Origin of the sequence: Streptomyces sp. SID13726 (genome assembly GCF_010548375.1) — a bacterium.
Lineage (GTDB): Bacteria > Actinomycetota > Actinomycetes > Streptomycetales > Streptomycetaceae > Streptomyces.
This window is the reverse complement of the sequence record NZ_JAAGLY010000011.1, coordinates 189,720-204,679: the sequence shown is the minus strand read 5'-3', so window position 1 is coordinate 204,679 and position 14,960 is coordinate 189,720. Positions and strand designations below refer to the sequence as shown.

General features: G+C 71.4%; 13 protein-coding genes. 12 read left to right on the top strand and 1 reads right to left on the bottom strand.

Annotation, left to right across the window (positions count from 1 at the left end; all coding sequences use genetic code 11):
- Positions 1-110 precede the first annotated feature (110 nt).
- From G3I78_RS27815 to G3I78_RS27775, 9 genes are all read left to right on the top strand, one after another.
- A complete protein-coding gene (locus G3I78_RS27815; protein WP_239158077.1) occupies positions 111-1,157 on the top strand; it encodes a LacI family DNA-binding transcriptional regulator in 1,047 nt (348 codons plus the stop codon).
- A gap of 116 nt (positions 1,158-1,273) precedes the next feature.
- On the top strand, positions 1,274-2,611 hold the full coding sequence (locus tag G3I78_RS27810; protein WP_164429340.1) for an ABC transporter substrate-binding protein: 1,338 nt from the start codon (positions 1,274-1,276) through the stop codon (positions 2,609-2,611).
- An 11-nt stretch (positions 2,612-2,622) separates the two neighbouring features.
- Positions 2,623-3,564 carry a sugar ABC transporter permease gene (locus tag G3I78_RS27805; protein ID WP_164429338.1) on the top strand — a complete coding sequence of 314 codons (942 nt, stop codon included), beginning with the start codon at positions 2,623-2,625 and terminating at the stop codon, positions 3,562-3,564.
- A complete protein-coding gene (locus tag G3I78_RS27800; RefSeq protein ID WP_164429336.1) occupies positions 3,561-4,379 on the top strand; it encodes a carbohydrate ABC transporter permease in 819 nt (272 codons plus the stop codon). Before G3I78_RS27805 ends, G3I78_RS27800 begins: the two co-directional genes overlap by 4 nt.
- A gap of 23 nt (positions 4,380-4,402) precedes the next feature.
- Positions 4,403-6,454, top strand: a complete 2,052-nt coding sequence (locus G3I78_RS27795; RefSeq protein WP_164429334.1) for a beta-galactosidase — start codon at positions 4,403-4,405, stop codon at positions 6,452-6,454.
- A 73-nt stretch (positions 6,455-6,527) separates the two neighbouring features.
- Complete coding sequence (locus G3I78_RS27790; protein WP_164429332.1) at positions 6,528-8,120, top strand: methylmalonyl-CoA mutase family protein; 1,593 nt, start codon at positions 6,528-6,530, stop codon at positions 8,118-8,120.
- Positions 8,120-8,530 (top strand): cobalamin B12-binding domain-containing protein, encoded by a 411-nt coding sequence (locus G3I78_RS27785; protein WP_164429330.1) that lies wholly within the window; start codon positions 8,120-8,122, stop codon positions 8,528-8,530. Before G3I78_RS27790 ends, G3I78_RS27785 begins: the two co-directional genes overlap by 1 nt.
- Positions 8,515-9,471, top strand: coding sequence for an LLM class F420-dependent oxidoreductase (locus G3I78_RS27780; RefSeq protein ID WP_164429328.1), 957 nt, complete (start codon positions 8,515-8,517; stop codon positions 9,469-9,471). Before G3I78_RS27785 ends, G3I78_RS27780 begins: the two co-directional genes overlap by 16 nt.
- Positions 9,468-10,508 (top strand): CoA transferase, encoded by a 1,041-nt coding sequence (locus G3I78_RS27775; protein WP_164429326.1) that lies wholly within the window; start codon positions 9,468-9,470, stop codon positions 10,506-10,508. The genes G3I78_RS27780 and G3I78_RS27775 overlap by 4 nt, the downstream gene beginning before the upstream one ends.
- On the opposite strand, the gene G3I78_RS27770 is transcribed toward G3I78_RS27775, so the two are convergent.
- The gene (locus G3I78_RS27770) at positions 10,499-11,488 is read right to left on the bottom strand and encodes a ferredoxin--NADP reductase (protein WP_164429324.1); all 990 of its coding nucleotides are present in this window, start codon (positions 11,486-11,488) and stop codon (positions 10,499-10,501) included. The genes G3I78_RS27775 and G3I78_RS27770 overlap by 10 nt on opposite strands.
- An 89-nt stretch (positions 11,489-11,577) precedes the next feature.
- Here G3I78_RS27770 and G3I78_RS27765 point away from each other — a divergent pair, with 89 nt between their 5' ends.
- Genes G3I78_RS27765 through G3I78_RS27755 form a run of 3 tightly spaced genes read left to right on the top strand, consistent with a single transcriptional unit; the run spans position 11,578 to position 14,960 of the window.
- Positions 11,578-12,999, top strand: a complete 1,422-nt coding sequence (locus tag G3I78_RS27765; RefSeq protein ID WP_203615591.1) for a class I adenylate-forming enzyme family protein — start codon at positions 11,578-11,580, stop codon at positions 12,997-12,999.
- Positions 12,977-13,882, top strand: coding sequence for an acyl-CoA dehydrogenase family protein (locus tag G3I78_RS27760; protein WP_164429322.1), 906 nt, complete (start codon positions 12,977-12,979; stop codon positions 13,880-13,882). Before G3I78_RS27765 ends, G3I78_RS27760 begins: the two co-directional genes overlap by 23 nt.
- The gene (locus tag G3I78_RS27755; protein ID WP_164429320.1) at positions 13,869-14,960 is read left to right on the top strand and encodes an acyl-CoA dehydrogenase family protein; all 1,092 of its coding nucleotides are present in this window, start codon (positions 13,869-13,871) and stop codon (positions 14,958-14,960) included. Before G3I78_RS27760 ends, G3I78_RS27755 begins: the two co-directional genes overlap by 14 nt.

Sequence of the window (14,960 nt, the reverse complement as noted above, 5' to 3'; positions counted from 1 at the left end):
CGGACCATTGACGTGGTCCAGAGAAGGGTGTCACTCTCCTGACTACGTAGTCAGCGAGCTCAGCGGCCAGACCCAGGAGTCAGATGACTACGTAGTCCACAGGAGGCCAGATGAAGACACCCGGAACCGGACGTCCCCGGCGCGGCCCCGGCATGACCGAGGTCGCCCGGGCCGCCGGGGTCTCGCAGAAGACCGTGTCACGGGTCGTCAACGGCGAGCCGCACGTCAGCCCGGAGGTACGCGACCGCGTCCTGCGGGCCGTGGAGGAACTGGGGTACCGCCCGAACAACGCGGCGCGCGCCCTGCTCCTGGGCCGGTACCGGCGGATCGGGGTCGTCTCCCTCGGCAGCGCGCTCTACGGCCCCGCCACCCTGCTCCTCGCCCTGGAACGGGCCATGCAGCGGGCGGGCTACTCCTTCGCCCTGGCCGGCACCCTGGAGGGCCAGCCCGTCCAGGTCGCCGTGGAGGCGCTGCTGGAACAGGGCGTGGACGGGATCGTGCTGTCCGAGCCGATCGACGACGGCACCCCGCTCCGGCTCAGTGCGGACGTACCGGTCGTCAGCCTCGGCGAGGGCGTCGACGCCGGCCAGGCGCCGAGCGCGGTCGTCGGCGTCGACGGGGTCGCGGCCGCCCGCACCGCCACGGAACACCTGCTGTCCCTGGGGCACCGCACGGTCTGGCACATCCCGGGACCCCACGACTGGTGGGCCGCCCGCGACCGTGCACGCGGCTGGCGCGAGGCCCTCGCCGCGGCCGGTGCCCCCGAACCCCCGCTACCGGTCGAGGGCGACTGGAGTCCCGCCTCCGGGTACGCGGCCGGCCGCCAGCTCGCCCGACTCTCCGACGTCACGGCGGTGTTCGCCGCCAACGACGACATGGCGACCGGCGCGCTCCGGGCGTTCGCCGAGGCCGGCCTGTCCGTCCCCGGCGACATCAGCGTCGTCGGCTACGACGACATCCCCGCGGCCGCCTATCTCTCCCCGCCCCTGACCACCGTCCGCCAGGACTTCACCGCCGTCGCCGACCGGGCCGTCGAGGTACTGATCGCCCTCATCGAAGGCGGCCCGGCACCGACCGAACACCACGGCATCACCGGCGAGTTGACCGTACGGGCCTCCAGCGGCCCGGTACGCGAACCCGCACCACCCCTCCGCTGAACCGTCGGCGCGACGGCCCGGGCACCTTCGCCGCGGGCCGGTCCGCCCTGCCCGCGAGTGCCGCCCGGGACGGCCGCACCCGCCCCCTCGTAGCCGCGCCACGTGAGGAGTCACGTGTGTCCCCAGCACCCCCGACCCGCCGCGCCCTGCTGCGCACAGCCCTCGCCCTGGTCACCGCCGCCGCCCTCACCGCCTGCGGAGGCGCCGGCACCACCGCCCGCACCTCCGGAGACGTCACCCTCTCCCTGTGGACCCACGACCCCGGATACGAGGACTTCTTCCGCAAGGGCATCCCGGAGGCCGACCGGCTCACCGACTTCCGCTACCACCTCGACGTCACCCGTGCGGGCCCGGCCGACCTCGTCACCAAGCTCCTCGCCCAGGCCGTCGCAGGGCGCGGCACCCCCGACACGATCGGCTTCGAGATCGGCAGCTTCCCCCGCATGCTGCGCGGCGACATCGCCCCGCGCCTGCTGCACGACCTCACCGCCGACATCGCCGCCGTGCCCGGCCTCAAGGACGACCTGCTGCCCGCCCGCCTCGCCCCCTACAGCAAGGACGGCAGGCTCTACGCGCTCGACTCCGACACCCCGATGGTCGTCTACTACTACCGCGACGACCTGTTCTCCAAGTGGAACCTCCCCACGGACACCGCCACTTGGGAGGAGTACGCCGAACTCGGCGCCCGTGTGCACCAGGACCACGGCGCCTCCCTCTGTGTCGTCTCCACGATCGGCAGCGACACCGGCCAGGTCGTCCAGTCCTTCCAGATGCTCCTCTACCAGCGCGGCGGCGCCTTCTTCGACGCCGACGGAGAGCTGACCCTCGACTCGCCGGAGGCGGAGGAGACCCTGCGCTTCCTGTGCGAGGGACTGCGCACCGGCTTCGTCATCGACATCTCCGACTACTACGGGGCGGCCATGCAGACCGCCCTGAAGACGGACAAGGTCGTCGGACTGCCCATGGCCATCTGGTACAAGAACTACGGCCTGGTCCCCAACGTGCCCGAACAGAAGGGGAGATGGCGGGTCCGTGACCTGCCCCGGTTCTCCAAGGGCGGCGGGGGGACCGCGGCGCTCGGCGGCACCGGCTTCGGCGTCGTCAAGGACAAGGCCAACACCGGGGCGGCCGTCGACTTCCTCCTCAACACCTGGCTCACCCATGACGGCCAGGTCCGCCGCTTCACCGAGACCGGCTATCTGCCCACCCGCCGCTCGGTCTACGAGGACCCGGCGCTCAACGCCACGAAGGACGACTTCTGCGGCGGCCAGCAACTCTTCAGGCTGTACCGGTCGTTGCTGCCCGACGTCCTCGCCTTCCACCAGAGCCCCGACCAGTCGATCCTCTTCGACGTCCTCGCCGGAAACCTCCTGCGCGCCTACCGCGGTGACGTCAGCCCACGCCAGGCGCTCAAGCAGACCGCGGCCGACTACCGCGACCAGGCCGGACGTTAGGAGGCCCTGCTGTGACCACCGCCGTCGCGGGCCACGCCCGCACCACCGACGAACGCACCGGCGAGCCCGGCACCGCGCGGCGCCCCCGCGGCTCCTGGGCGCCGTACCTCTTCATCTCGCCCTTCTATCTCCTCTACGTCCTGTTCATGCTGATCCCGATCGCCGTCTCGCTGTGGCTCAGCCTCACCGAGTGGGTCGGTCTCGGCGCCCCGCACTGGGTCGGCCTGCGCAACTACCGCAACCTGCTCACCGACATCAGCTTCCACCGGGCGCTCGGCAACACCGGCGTCTTCGTGCTCGTCGCCGTCTGTGTCGTCGTCCCGCTCGCCCTGCTGATCGCGCAGGCCCTCAACACCCGTGGCCTGCGCGCCCGTGACCTGTGGCGCACCGCCTACTTCGTGCCGATCGTGGTCTCGCCGATCCTCGTCGCCCTCATCTTCGGCCTGCTCTTCGACCGGCAGTTCGGCCTGATCAACTCCGTCCTGCGGGCCCTGTTCGGGACCGGCGGAGTCGACTGGCTCGGCGATCCGAGCCTCGCCAAGGTGAGCATCGCGGTGGTGATGCTGTGGCGCTGGACCGGCTACCTCACGGTGTTCTTCCTCGCCGGACTCCAGAACGTGCCGAAGGAGTTGTACGAGGCCGCCGCCCTCGACGGCGCCGGACGTCTGCGCACCTTCACCACCGTCACCCTGCCGGCGCTGAAGCCGGTGACGGCGTTCGTCGTTGTCACCTCCTTCATCGGCGCGGCCCAGATCTTCGAGGAGCCTTACCTGCTGACCGGCGGCGGACCGGCCGAATCGACGCTCTCCGTCACGATGTTCATCTACCGGGCGGCCTTCCAGCGCCAGCAGTTCGGCTACGCGGCAGCCGCAGCCGTCGTGCTGTTCGTCCTGGTCTTCGGCCTCAGCCAGCTCTTCAACCGGCTCCTCGGCATCGGGAGGGCGTCCGCATGATGCGCACCCGCATACCCCTGTACGGCACGCTCGTCCTGCTGCTCCTCGCCTTCCTCGCCCCGCTGCTCTGGGCGCTCAGCGGTTCGTTCAAGCCGCGCGGCGACATCTTCGCCTACCCGCCCCGGCTGATCCCCGACCCGTTCACGCTCGACAACTACCAACGCCTGTTCTCCGGGCAGCCGTTCTGGCGCTGGTTCCTGATGAGCACGGTCGTCGCCCTCGTCGCCACCACGGTCTCGGTGTTCGTCTGCGCCCTGGCGGGCTACGGCTTCGCCAAGTTCCGCTTCGCCGGGAAACGGCTGCTGTTCGGGGTGATGTTCAGCTCGCTGTCGATCCCGTTCGCGGTCATCCTGGTCCCGCTGTTCGTGATCCTCGTCAAGTCCGGCCTCGGCAGCCCGTGGTTCGCGCTGATCGTGCCGTGGGTGGCGCCCGCGTTCGGGATCTTCATGATGCAGCAGTACATCGTGCAGTCCGTCCCGGACTCCGTCCTGGAGGCCGCCCGCATCGACGGGGCCAGTGAGTTCGGCATCTTCCGCACCATCGTGCTGCCCCTGCTGCGGCCCTCCCTCGGCGCGCTCGCCGTCTGGCAGTTCCTCCAGAGCTACAACAGCTTCCTGTGGCCGCTGGTGCTGGTCTCCGACAGCTCCCAGTACACCCTGCCACTGGGCCTCCAGACCCTCTTCGTCTCCGAGCAACGGCAGTACGACCTCGTGCTCGCCGGAGCCGTCATCGCCGTGGTGCCCGCGGTCGCCCTCTTCGTCCTGTTGCGCAAGCAGCTCCTGGAGGGGCTGTCCACCGGCGCCGTCAAAGGCTGACTCAACCACCGTATTGGAGAAGGATGTTCCAGCTTCCACCCCGGGTCCTGTTCGGCGCCGCCTACTACCACGAGTACCAGCCGTACGAGCGGTTGAAGGACGACCTCGACCTCATGGCCGAGGCGCGCTTCACGGTGATCCGGGTCGGCGAGTCCGTCTGGTCGACCTGGGAGCCGGAGAACGGCCGCTTCGACCTCGACTGGCTCCAGCCGGTCCTCGACGGCGCTCACGAGCGCGGCATCTCGGTGATCCTCGGCACCCCGACCTACGCCGTACCCTCGTGGCTGGCCCGCCAGTACCCGGAGATCGCCGGGGAGTCGCGCACCGGTGAGCGCATCGGCTGGGGTGCCCGGCAGGAGGTCGACCTCACCCACCCGGCGTTCCTCTTCCACGCCGAACGGGTCATCCGCCGGATCATCGCCCGCTACGCCGACCACCCGGCCGTCATCGGCTACCAGGTCGACAACGAACCCGGCCTCCATCTCCTGCACAACCAGGGCGTGTTCCAGCGCTTCACCGACGAACTCCGGGCACGCTACGGCGATGTGGAGACCCTGAACCGCGAATGGGGCCTCGTCTACTGGTCGCACCGGCTGTCCACCTGGGCCGACCTGTGGACCCCCGACGGCAACGTCCAGCCGCAGTACGACCTGGCCTGGCGGCGCTTCCAGGCCCGGCTGGTCACCGAGTTCATCGGCTGGCAGGCGGACATCGTCCGGGAGTACGCCCGCCCCGGGCAGTTCGTCACCACCTGCATCTCCTACGACCGCCCCGGCGTCGAGGACGACAAGCTCACCGAACGTCTCGACGTCACCGCGGGCAACCCGTACTACACGATGCAGGACGCCCTCGAACTGCCCGACCGCGGCCGGGACGGCCAGGACTGGACGACCAACGGCACCTGGGCCCTGTACCGCAGCGCCGACCGCATGTACTCCTCCCGCCAGGAACCCTTCCTCGTCACGGAGACCAACGCGCAGGCCATCAGCTACCCGTGGAACAACCGCCCCGCCTACGACGGCCAATGGCGCCAGGCCGCCTGGGCGTTGATCTCCCGTGGTGCCTCGATGATCGAGTACTGGCACTGGCACACCCTGCACTTCGGCGCCGAGACCTACTGGGGCGGCGTCCTCCCGCACAACGGCAGGCCCGGCCGGGTGTACCGGGAACTCGCCGTGCTCGGCGCGGAGTTGGAGAAGGCGGGCGACCTCGCGGCCTCCCTGACCCCGGACGCCGACGTGGCCTTCCTGTACGACGGGCCCAGCAAGTGGGCGCTCCAGGGCCATCCGCCGCTCGCCCTGGCGGACGGGGGCCCGGACGGGCGGTCGTACGAGACGGTCTTCGACGCCTTCTACCGGGGCGCCTTCGACGCGGGCGCGCAGTCCCGCATCCTGCACCCCGGGCAGCTCGCCGGGCAGGACCTGCCTCCCGTGCTGGTCGTACCCGCCTACTACGCGGCCGACGACCAGATCCTGGAGCGGCTGAAGGCGTACGCCGAGGCGGGCGGCCACCTGGTCCTGGGTCCGCGCACCGGGTACGGCGACACCGAGGCGCGGGCGCGTACCGACGTGCAGCCCGGGCGGCTGTCCGAGGCGGCCGGGGTGATGTACGACGAGTTCAGCAACCTCGGCTGGCCCCTGAAGGTGACCGGGACGGCCGTACTGCCGCTGCCGCCCGAGGCGCACGCCCTGCACTGGGCCGACGGACTCCAGCCGCAGGGCGCCGAAGCGCTCGCGACCTACGCGCACCCGCACTTCGGCCGCTGGCCAGCCGCCACCACCCGGAGCTGCGGCGAGGGCCGGATCACCTACGTCGGCACGGTCCCCGACCCCGCCTTCGCGCGGGCCCTGTTCGAATGGGCCGTCCCGGCCGAGTGGCGTCCCGCCCACCCCGCCGTCACCGCGACCTCGGCCACCGCACGGGACGGCCGCCGGGTGCGCTTCCTGCACAACTGGTCGTGGGACGAGGTGACGGTCCCGGTGCCGGCGCCCGTCCGGGACGCGCTGTCGGACACGGCGTACACCGAGGAGGTGCCGCTCGGCCCCTGGGACGTGAAGGTGCTCACGGAGGACTGACCCCGGTTGGGAGAACATCTGTCGACGGATACGGTATTGGCATTCTCATTTTGTGCAAGTACCGTATCCGACGATGAATGACGACGCCCAGACCTTCGCCCTGACCTCGTCCGGCATCCCGCTCAAGCCGGTCTACGGACCGGAGGACCGGGCTGTCGAGCCGCCCGCGCCGGGCGCGTTCCCGTTCACGCGCGGCAACTACGCCTCCGGCTACCGGGGACGGCTGTGGACGCTGCGCCAGTACTCCGGTTTCGGCACCGCGGAGGACTCCAACCGCCGCTACCGCTATCTCCTGGACCAGGGCGGAACCGGCCTCTCCGTCGCCCTCGACCTGCCGACCCAGTGCGGCTACGACTCGGACGACCCGGAGGTGAGCGAGGAGGTCGGCCGGGTGGGCGTGGCCGTGGACACCCTCGCCGACGCGGAAGTGCTGTTCGACTCCATCCCGTTGGACCGGATCAGCACCAGCTTCACCATCAACGGCACGGCGGCGATCCTGCTCGCCTTCTACGTGGCCGCCGCCGAGAAGCGCGGGGTGCCGAGGGTCAAGCTCACCGGCACCATCCAGAACGACATCCTCAAGGAGTACGCCTCCCGCGGCACCTGGATCTGGCCGCCCGAGCCGTCCCTGCGGCTGATCGCCGACACCATCGAGTTCTGCGCGGCCGAGGTGCCCCGCTTCAACGCCATCTCCGTCGCCGGCGCGCACTTCCGGGACGCGGGCGCCAACGCCGTGCAGGAGATGGCGTTCACGCTCGCGGACGGGGTCACCTACGTCGACACCGTGCTGGCGCGCGGCCGTATGACGATCGATCAGTTCGCCCCGCAGGTCTCCTTCTTCTTCTACACGCACGGCGATTTCTTCGAGGAGATCGCCAAGTACCGTGCCGGACGCAGGCGTTGGGCGACGATCGTGCGCGAGCGGTACGGCGCGGGCTCCGACAAGGCGGCGATGTTCCGCTTCGGGTGCGTGGCCGGAGGCGCCTCGCTGTACGCCCCGCAGGCCCGCAACAACACCGTCCGGATCGCCTACGAGGCCCTCGCCTCCGTACTCGGCGGAGTCCAGTCGATGTTCACCGCCGCCTGGGACGAGCCCTTCGCCCTGCCCAGCGAGGAGTCGGCGACCCTCGCCCTGCGCACCCAGCAGATCCTCGCCCACGAGACCGGCGTGACCCGGGTCGCTGACCCGCTCGGCGGCTCGTACTTCGTCGAGGCGCTCACCGACGCCACCGAGGAACGGATCGCCGAGATCATGGACGACCTGGAGGCCCACGGCGGCATGGTCCGGGCGATCGAGGACGGCTATCTGCAAGGGCTCATCGCCGACGAGGCCTACCGGCTGCACCAGGAGGTCGAGGCGGGCACCCGCCCCGTCATCGGCGTCAACCGCTACGTCGACGCCGACGAACCGCCGCCCGACATCGCCACCTACGAACTCGACGCCAAGGGCCGCGAGGTGCAGCTGAAACGCCTGGCCCGGGTCAAGGCCGAACGCGACCCCGCGGCCGTACGCGCGCGCCTGGCCGACCTCGTCGGCGCGGCCGAGGGCGACGACAACCTCATGGGGCCGCTCGTCGACTGCGCCAACGCCTACTGCACGGTGGGCGAGATGGTGGCGACGCTGAAGGACGTCTGGGGCGAGTTCCAGCAGCCGGTGGTGTTCTGATGGGCACCCGCATCCTCATCGCCAAGCCCGGTCTCGACGGCCACGACCGGGGCGCCAAGATCGTCGCGCGGGCGCTGCGCGACGCGGGCTTCGAGGTCGTGTTCACCGGCATCCGGCAGCGCGTCGAGGACATCGTCGCCACGGCCGTGCAGGAGGACGTCGCGGTCGTCGGCCTGAGCATGCTCTCCGGCGCCCATCTCGCCCTCACGGCACGGACCGTGGAGGGGCTGAGGGCCGCCGACGCGGGCGACATCACGGTCGTCGTCGGCGGCACCATCCCGCCCGCCGACGTACCCCGCCTGAAGGCCGCCGGCGCCGCGGCCGTGTTCCCGACCGGGACACCGCTCGACGTCGTGGTGACGGACGTACGCGCCCTGACTCTGGAGGGAAGAACATGCGCATCGGAGTGATGATCGGGCCCGAGCGCGGCGACTCCGCGCGCAAGGCCTCCCGGATGATCGCGGACGTCGAATGGGCCGAGTCCGCGGGCATGGACACCGCCTGGATACCCCAAGTGCCCACCGACTTCGACGCGTTGACCGCCGTCGCCCTGATGGGCACCGCGACCAGCCGGATCGAGCTGGGCACCGCCGTCGTACCGCTCCAGGCCCAGCACCCGATCGCCCTCGCCCGGCAGGCCCTGTCCACCCAGGCCGCCACCGGCGGACGGCTCGCCCTCGGCGTCGGCCCCTCGCACCACTGGATCATCCAGGACATGCTCGGCCTGCCCTACGAACGCCCGGCCGGCCTCACCCGCGACTACCTCGACATCCTGGACGCGGCCCGCAACGGCCCCGGCCCCATCGACGTCAAGAACCGCACCTACACCGTGCACAACCCCCTCGACCTCGCCCCCGTCGCCCCGCTGCCCGTCCTGCTCGCCGCCCTCGGCCCGGTCATGCTGGCCCTCGCGGGGGAGCGGGCCGACGGGACCGTGCTGTGGATGGCCGACGAGAAGGCCGTCTCCGACCACGTCGTCCCGCGCATCACCAAGGCCGCCGAGACCGCCGGACGCCCCGCACCCCGGATCGTCGCCGGTATCCCGGTCTGCCTGTGCCGCCCCTCGGAGGTCGACGCGGCCCGCACCCGCGCCAACCGCATCCTCGGCGAGGCCGAGATCTCGCCCAACTACCAGCGCCTGCTGGAGTACGGCGACGCCGAGGACGTCGGCGACCTGTGCGCGGCGGGCGACGAGAGCGCCATCGCGGCCCGCTTCCAGCGGTTCGCCGACGCCGGGGTCACCGACCTGTCCGTACGCCTCCTGCCGATCGGCGAGGGCCGCGACGAACTCGTCGCCTCCAAGCGCCGTACACGAGAGATGATCGCCTCGCTCGCCGCGAGCTTCCGATGACACCGGGGCCTCTCTCGGGCATCCGCATCCTCGAAGTCGGCCACATCCTCGCGGGCCCCTTCGCCACCATGCTCCTCGCCGACCTCGGCGCCGACGTCACCAAGGTCGAGCCGCCCGGCGGTGACCTCTCCCGCCAGGTCTCCGACGCCTACTTCGCGAGCCTCAACCGCAACAAGCGCAGCGTCTGCCTCGACCTCACGACGGAGGCGGGACAGGCACGGCTGGGTGAACTGGTCGCGGACGCCCACGCGTTGCTCGTCAACCTCAAGCCGTCGGTGATACGGCGGCTCGGGCTGACGTACGACAGCCTGCGCCGCCGGAACGAGCGGATCGTCTGCGTCGCCGTCACCGGATACGGCCTCGACGCGGGCGACGACCCCGCGTTCGACTACGTCATCCAGGCCGCGACCGGCGTGGCCGCGCTCACCGGCGATCCCGACGGGCCGCCCATGCTGCCCGGTTACTCCTCGGTCGACAACTCCGCCGCCCTGACCGCCGCGTTGGGGCTGCTCGCGCAGATCGTGTCCGGGCGGGGCGGGCAGGTCGAGGTCGCGCTCAGGGACGTGATGCTGGCGCAGCTCAACTACCGCGCCTCGGCGTACCTCAACGAGGGCACCGAGCCTCGGCGGCTGCCGAACGGGGCCCACTCGTACTATGTGCCGGCCCAGCTCTTCCCCACGGCCCAGGGGCACTTGGCGCTCTTCGTCACCCATGACGGCTTCTGGAAGAGCTTCGCGGCCGAGGCGGGGATCGACGGCTTCCCGACCATGGCGGAGCGTGCGGCGCGGCGGGACGAGGTGCTCGGTGCCGTCACCCGGGCCCTCGGCGCCGACACGGCCCGGGGGTGGGAGGCGCGGTTGCGGCCGCTCGGGGTACCGGCGGCGGCCGTACGCACACTGCCGGAGGCGCTGGACGCGGCCCCGGAGATGATCGTGAGGGCCGGTGACCATCGGCTGGTCGCCGGCCCGATCCGGGTCGCCGGATACGAGCCGTCGTACCGTCCGGCGCCCGGGCTGGGGGAGCACGGTCACTCGTAGTGGACCGTCACCGATCCCTCGTCCGGAATGCCCTGGCAGGTCAGCACGTACCCCTCGGCGACCTCGTCCTCCGTCAGGGCGTCGTTCACCCGCATGGTCGCGGTCCCCTCCGTCAGCTTCGCCATGCAGGTGGCGCAGTTGCCCGCCTCGCAGGAGAACGGCGGGGTGAGCCCGGCCCGGCGGGCGCTCTGGAGCAGGGTCTCGCCGGAGCGCTTGGGGACGGTGGCGCGCTGGGTGCCGAGCAGGATCGTGACGGTGCCCTCGGGCTGTGGTGCGTCAGCGGCCGCTGACGGCGGCACCGCCGCACCGAACCGCTCGCTGAACACCCGCCCCGGGCCCGGCAGCGAGTTCTCCACCAGCTCCATGAAGGGCTCGGGACCGCACACGTACGCGTCACCGCCCCCTCGCGCGAACTCCGCGACCGCGTCGGCGTCGAGGAAGCCCCTCTCCGCGTCCAGGTGCCGTACGACCGTCAACCGCCCCCGATAGCGCTCGGCCAGGTCCGCCAGCACCCTCTCGAAGATCGCCGAGGACCGGTCCCGGTCGGCGCACAGCAGCCGCACGCTCCGGTCGGTGGTCGCCAGCGTGCTCTTGGCGAGGGAGAGGATCGGGGTGATCCCGCTGCCGCCGCTGAAGCCGAGCAGCGGAGTCGTGGCCGGGCGGAGGCAGAACCGGCCCCGGGGCAGGGTGAGTTCGAGTTCGTCGCCCTCGGCCACATGGTCGTGCAGCCAGCTGGAGACCTTGCCGCCGGGCACCCGCTTCACGGTCGTCATCAGCTCGGCGTCGGTCTCCGGGGCGCTCGACATCGAGTACGACCGCAGCAGATCACGGCCGTCGACCCGGACCCGGAACACACAGAACTGGCCCGCCCGGTAGGTGAAGGGGCCCTGGTGAGGGTCGAGCACGAACGTCCTGGCGTCCTCGGTCTCCTCGACGACCTTCACGACCGTCGCGCGCTGGAACAGGGCCGGGATCGCCATGGACGCCCTCCTCGGGCTCTGGTATCAAGGTTCTGTTGCTGCGAGAATACTATTCTCGCCTGGCAGATGGGACCCTCTCAATGCGTGGGGTGTTGGTTTTCGAGGATCGCGAGTACACCGCGTCCGAACTGGACGCTCTGGCCGACGGGTTGGCCGGACGGCTGGAGCGAAGGGGTGTGCGGGCGGGGGAGCGGGTCGCGCTCATGTCCTCCAACCGGCCGGAGTTCGTGATCGCCGTACAGGCCCTGTGGCGGCTCGGCGCGGCGGTGGTCCTGCTCAGCCCCGCGTGGAAGCGCGGCGAGGTCGAACACGCCCTGGACATCACGAAACCGGCCCACGCGGTGGGCGATCACCCGGTGCTGGCCGCCCTGATGCCGATGCTGCACCTCGACGAGCCGATCCCGGCCGCGACCGGGGTGCCCTTCGCGGGGCCCGATCCCGGGTCCGACGCCGTGCTGGTCTTCAGCTCGGGCACCACCGGCATGCCCAAGGCCGTCCGCCACACCCACGCCTCACTGGCCGCCGCCGTACACCACTGGCGTGACGCGCTGGGCCTGACCGCGGCCGACCGGATCCAGATCACCACCCCGCCCTCGCACATCCTCGGCCTGCTCAACATCGTCACCGCCCTGGAGGCGGGCGCCTGGCTGCGGCTGCACCGGCGGTTCGACCTCGACCGGATGCTGCACCACATCCAACTCGACCGCGTCACCGTCGAGATGGCGGTCGCGCCGATCGCGCTCGCCCTCGCCTCCCACCCGAAGCTGGAGTCGTACGACCTGTCGTCGCTGCGCTACATCATGTGGGGCGCGACCCCGGTGACCCCGAGCGTCGCCGAGACCGTCACCCGGCGCACGGGGGTCGGCTGGCTGCCCGCCTACGGGGCCAGCGAACTCCCCGTGATCGCCTGCAACCCGCTCGTCGGCGCCCGTCTGGACACTCCGGGGCGGGCGGTGCCGGGCGTGCGGGTGCGGGTCGTGTCCCTGGAGACCGGGAATCCGCTCGGGCCGGGCGAGACCGGCGAGATCGAGGTGCGCGCGGAGTCCCTGATGGCGGGCTATCTGCCGGCCGAGGAGACGGTGGGCGCCTACCACGACGGCTGGTACCGCACCGGGGACGTCGGCAGCGTCGACCCCGAGGGCTGGATCAGCCTCACCGACCGCTCCAAGGACATGATCAAGGTACGGGCCTTCCAGGTCGCGCCCGCCGAGATCGAGGCCGTGCTGCACGGCCACCCCGCGGTCGCCGACTGCGCGGTCTTCGGCGTCCCGGACACGGCGGACGGGGAGGCGGTCGTGGCCGTCGTGCGCACGAGCGCGCCGGTCTCCCCGGACGACCTCGTCGCCCTGGTCGGCGACCGGCTGGCCTCCTACAAGCGGCCGAGCCATGTGGAGTTCGTGGACGCGATCCCCCGTCTGCCGTCGGGCAAGGCGCTGCGGCGCGTCCTCAAGGAGCGGTTCATCGAGCGGCAACTCGTCAAGGAGCGTGATGGACGTACGTCTGACGTCTGAACAGCGTCAACTCCGGGACGCGGCAGCCAGGTTGGCCGACGACCTCGGCCCCGGCTCCGTGCTCGACCTGGAGGACCGCAGCCGGATCGCCCGCCTGGAGAAGGCGGTCGAGTCGACCGGCTGGCGCACCCTGCGCTCGGACGGGGCCTCCGGCGTCGAAGTGGCCCTGGTCGTCGAGGAGTTCGGGCGCGCGCTGGTCGACGTGCCCCTGCTCGGCCCCCTGCTCGCCGACGACCTCGGGCGCCACTGCGACCACGACACCTCCGCCGCGACCGTGGCAGTGGGTTCCCTGGCGCTCGACGCGAGCGGTAGACGGTACGCGCTCGCCCTCGACGGAGGCCGCGTCCTGTCCGCCGAGGTGGGGACGGCAGACGCCGGCGCGGACCTGACCCGGCGCCGTGCCGAACTCACGGGCACACAGCGGCAGATCGCCGAGCTGCCCTCCGAACTCACCGACCGCTGGAACGCGTTGGCGCTCGTCGCCACCTGCGCCGACCTCGTCGGCACGGCCCGCGGCGCGCACACGCTGGCCTGCGACTACGCGCGCGTACGAGAGCAGTACGGCAGGACGATCGGCTCCTACCAGGCCGTGGCCCATCTCCTCGCCGAAGGACTGGCCCTCATCGAGGGATCGGTGAGCGTCCTGCGGCACGCGGCCTGGGCCGTCGACGAACTGACCCCCGCCGAGGCGATCAGGGCCGCCCGCATCGCCAAGCTCTACACCGCCCGCGCCGCCCGCACGGTCTGCGAGACGGCCGTCCAGGTGCACGGCGGCATCGGCAACACCTGGGACTGCCTCGCCCACGTCCACCTGCGCCGCGCCCTGACGTCCATCGAGCTGTTCCCCGTCCGCCTGGAGGAGATCGACCTTGGACTTTCGTGACGCACCGGAGGAGGCCGCCTTCCGGGACCGGCTGCGGGCCTGGCTGGCCGAGCGGGCGGGGACCTTCCCGACCGCGGGCGACGAGTACTGGGCCCGGCAGGGCGAATGGCACCGGGCCCTGCACGCGGCGGGTTTCTTCGGCCTCTCCTGGCCCAAGGCGTACGGCGGCCACGAACTCCCACCGGTCCACGACGTCATCCTCGACGAGGAACTGGCCCGCGCCGGAGCCCCGCCCAGGCCCAGCCTCGGCTACCTGGTCCAGGGTCTCGGCCGGCACGGCAGCGAGGAGCTGCGCCGCCGCTTCCTGCCCGGCATGATCGACGGCACCGAACGCTGGTGCCAGGGCTTCAGCGAACCCGGAGCGGGCTCCGACCTCGCCTCCCTCACCACCAGGGCCGTCCGCGACGGGGACTCCTATGTCGTGCACGGCCACAAGATCTGGACCAGCTACTCCGACGTGGCCGACTGGTGTCTGCTCCTCGCGCGCACCGACCCGGACGTGCCCCGCCACAAGGGCATCTCGGCCTTCGTCGTCGACATGCACCAACTGGGCGTCGAACAGCGCCCGTTGAAGATGATGAGCGGAGTCACCAAGGAGTTCGGCCAGGTCCTCTTCGACGGCGCCCGGGTCCCCGCCGACCAGATGGTGGGCGCGCCGGGGGAGGGCTGGGCGCTGGCCATGACCGTCGTCGGCCACGAACGCGAACCGGCCACGCTGGGCTTCTCCGCCCGCTACGGCAAGCTGGTGCGTCAACTCGCCGCCAGGACAAGCGGATCGACGCCCCCTCCCGAGCTGGCCTGGGCCGCGGTGGAGGCCGAGATGCTGCGGCTGCACGTACGCCGCCGGCTCTCCGAACAGCTCGACGGCGTCTCGCACGGCCCTGAGGGCTCGCTCGACAAACTGCTCATGACCTGGGCCGAACAGGCCGTGGGACACGCCGCGTTGGCCGTCGGCGGCACCGAGGACCCCGAACTGCTGAACGCCTACCTGTACAGCCGCGCGCAGAGCGTGATGGGCGGGACCTCGCAGATCCAGAAGAACATCATCGCCTCGCGCATCCTGGGACTGGGAGTCTGA

What these genes read in the sequence shown, in the direction of transcription:
- G3I78_RS27815 (WP_239158077.1), top strand. Translation starts at nt 111, where the DNA reads ATGAAGACACCCGGAACCGGACGTCCCCGGCGCGGCCCCGGCATGACC.
- G3I78_RS27800 (WP_164429336.1), top strand. Translation starts at nt 3,561, where the DNA reads ATGATGCGCACCCGCATACCCCTGTACGGCACGCTCGTCCTGCTGCTC.
- G3I78_RS27795 (WP_164429334.1), top strand. Translation starts at nt 4,403, where the DNA reads ATGTTCCAGCTTCCACCCCGGGTCCTGTTCGGCGCCGCCTACTACCAC.
- G3I78_RS27790 (WP_164429332.1), top strand. Translation starts at nt 6,528, where the DNA reads ATGAATGACGACGCCCAGACCTTCGCCCTGACCTCGTCCGGCATCCCG.
- G3I78_RS27785 (WP_164429330.1), top strand. Translation starts at nt 8,120, where the DNA reads ATGGGCACCCGCATCCTCATCGCCAAGCCCGGTCTCGACGGCCACGAC.
- G3I78_RS27780 (WP_164429328.1), top strand. Translation starts at nt 8,515, where the DNA reads ATGCGCATCGGAGTGATGATCGGGCCCGAGCGCGGCGACTCCGCGCGC.
- G3I78_RS27775 (WP_164429326.1), top strand. Translation starts at nt 9,468, where the DNA reads ATGACACCGGGGCCTCTCTCGGGCATCCGCATCCTCGAAGTCGGCCAC.
- G3I78_RS27770 (WP_164429324.1), bottom strand. Translation starts at nt 11,488, where the DNA reads ATGGCGATCCCGGCCCTGTTCCAGCGCGCGACGGTCGTGAAGGTCGTC.
- G3I78_RS27760 (WP_164429322.1), top strand. Translation starts at nt 12,977, where the DNA reads ATGGACGTACGTCTGACGTCTGAACAGCGTCAACTCCGGGACGCGGCA.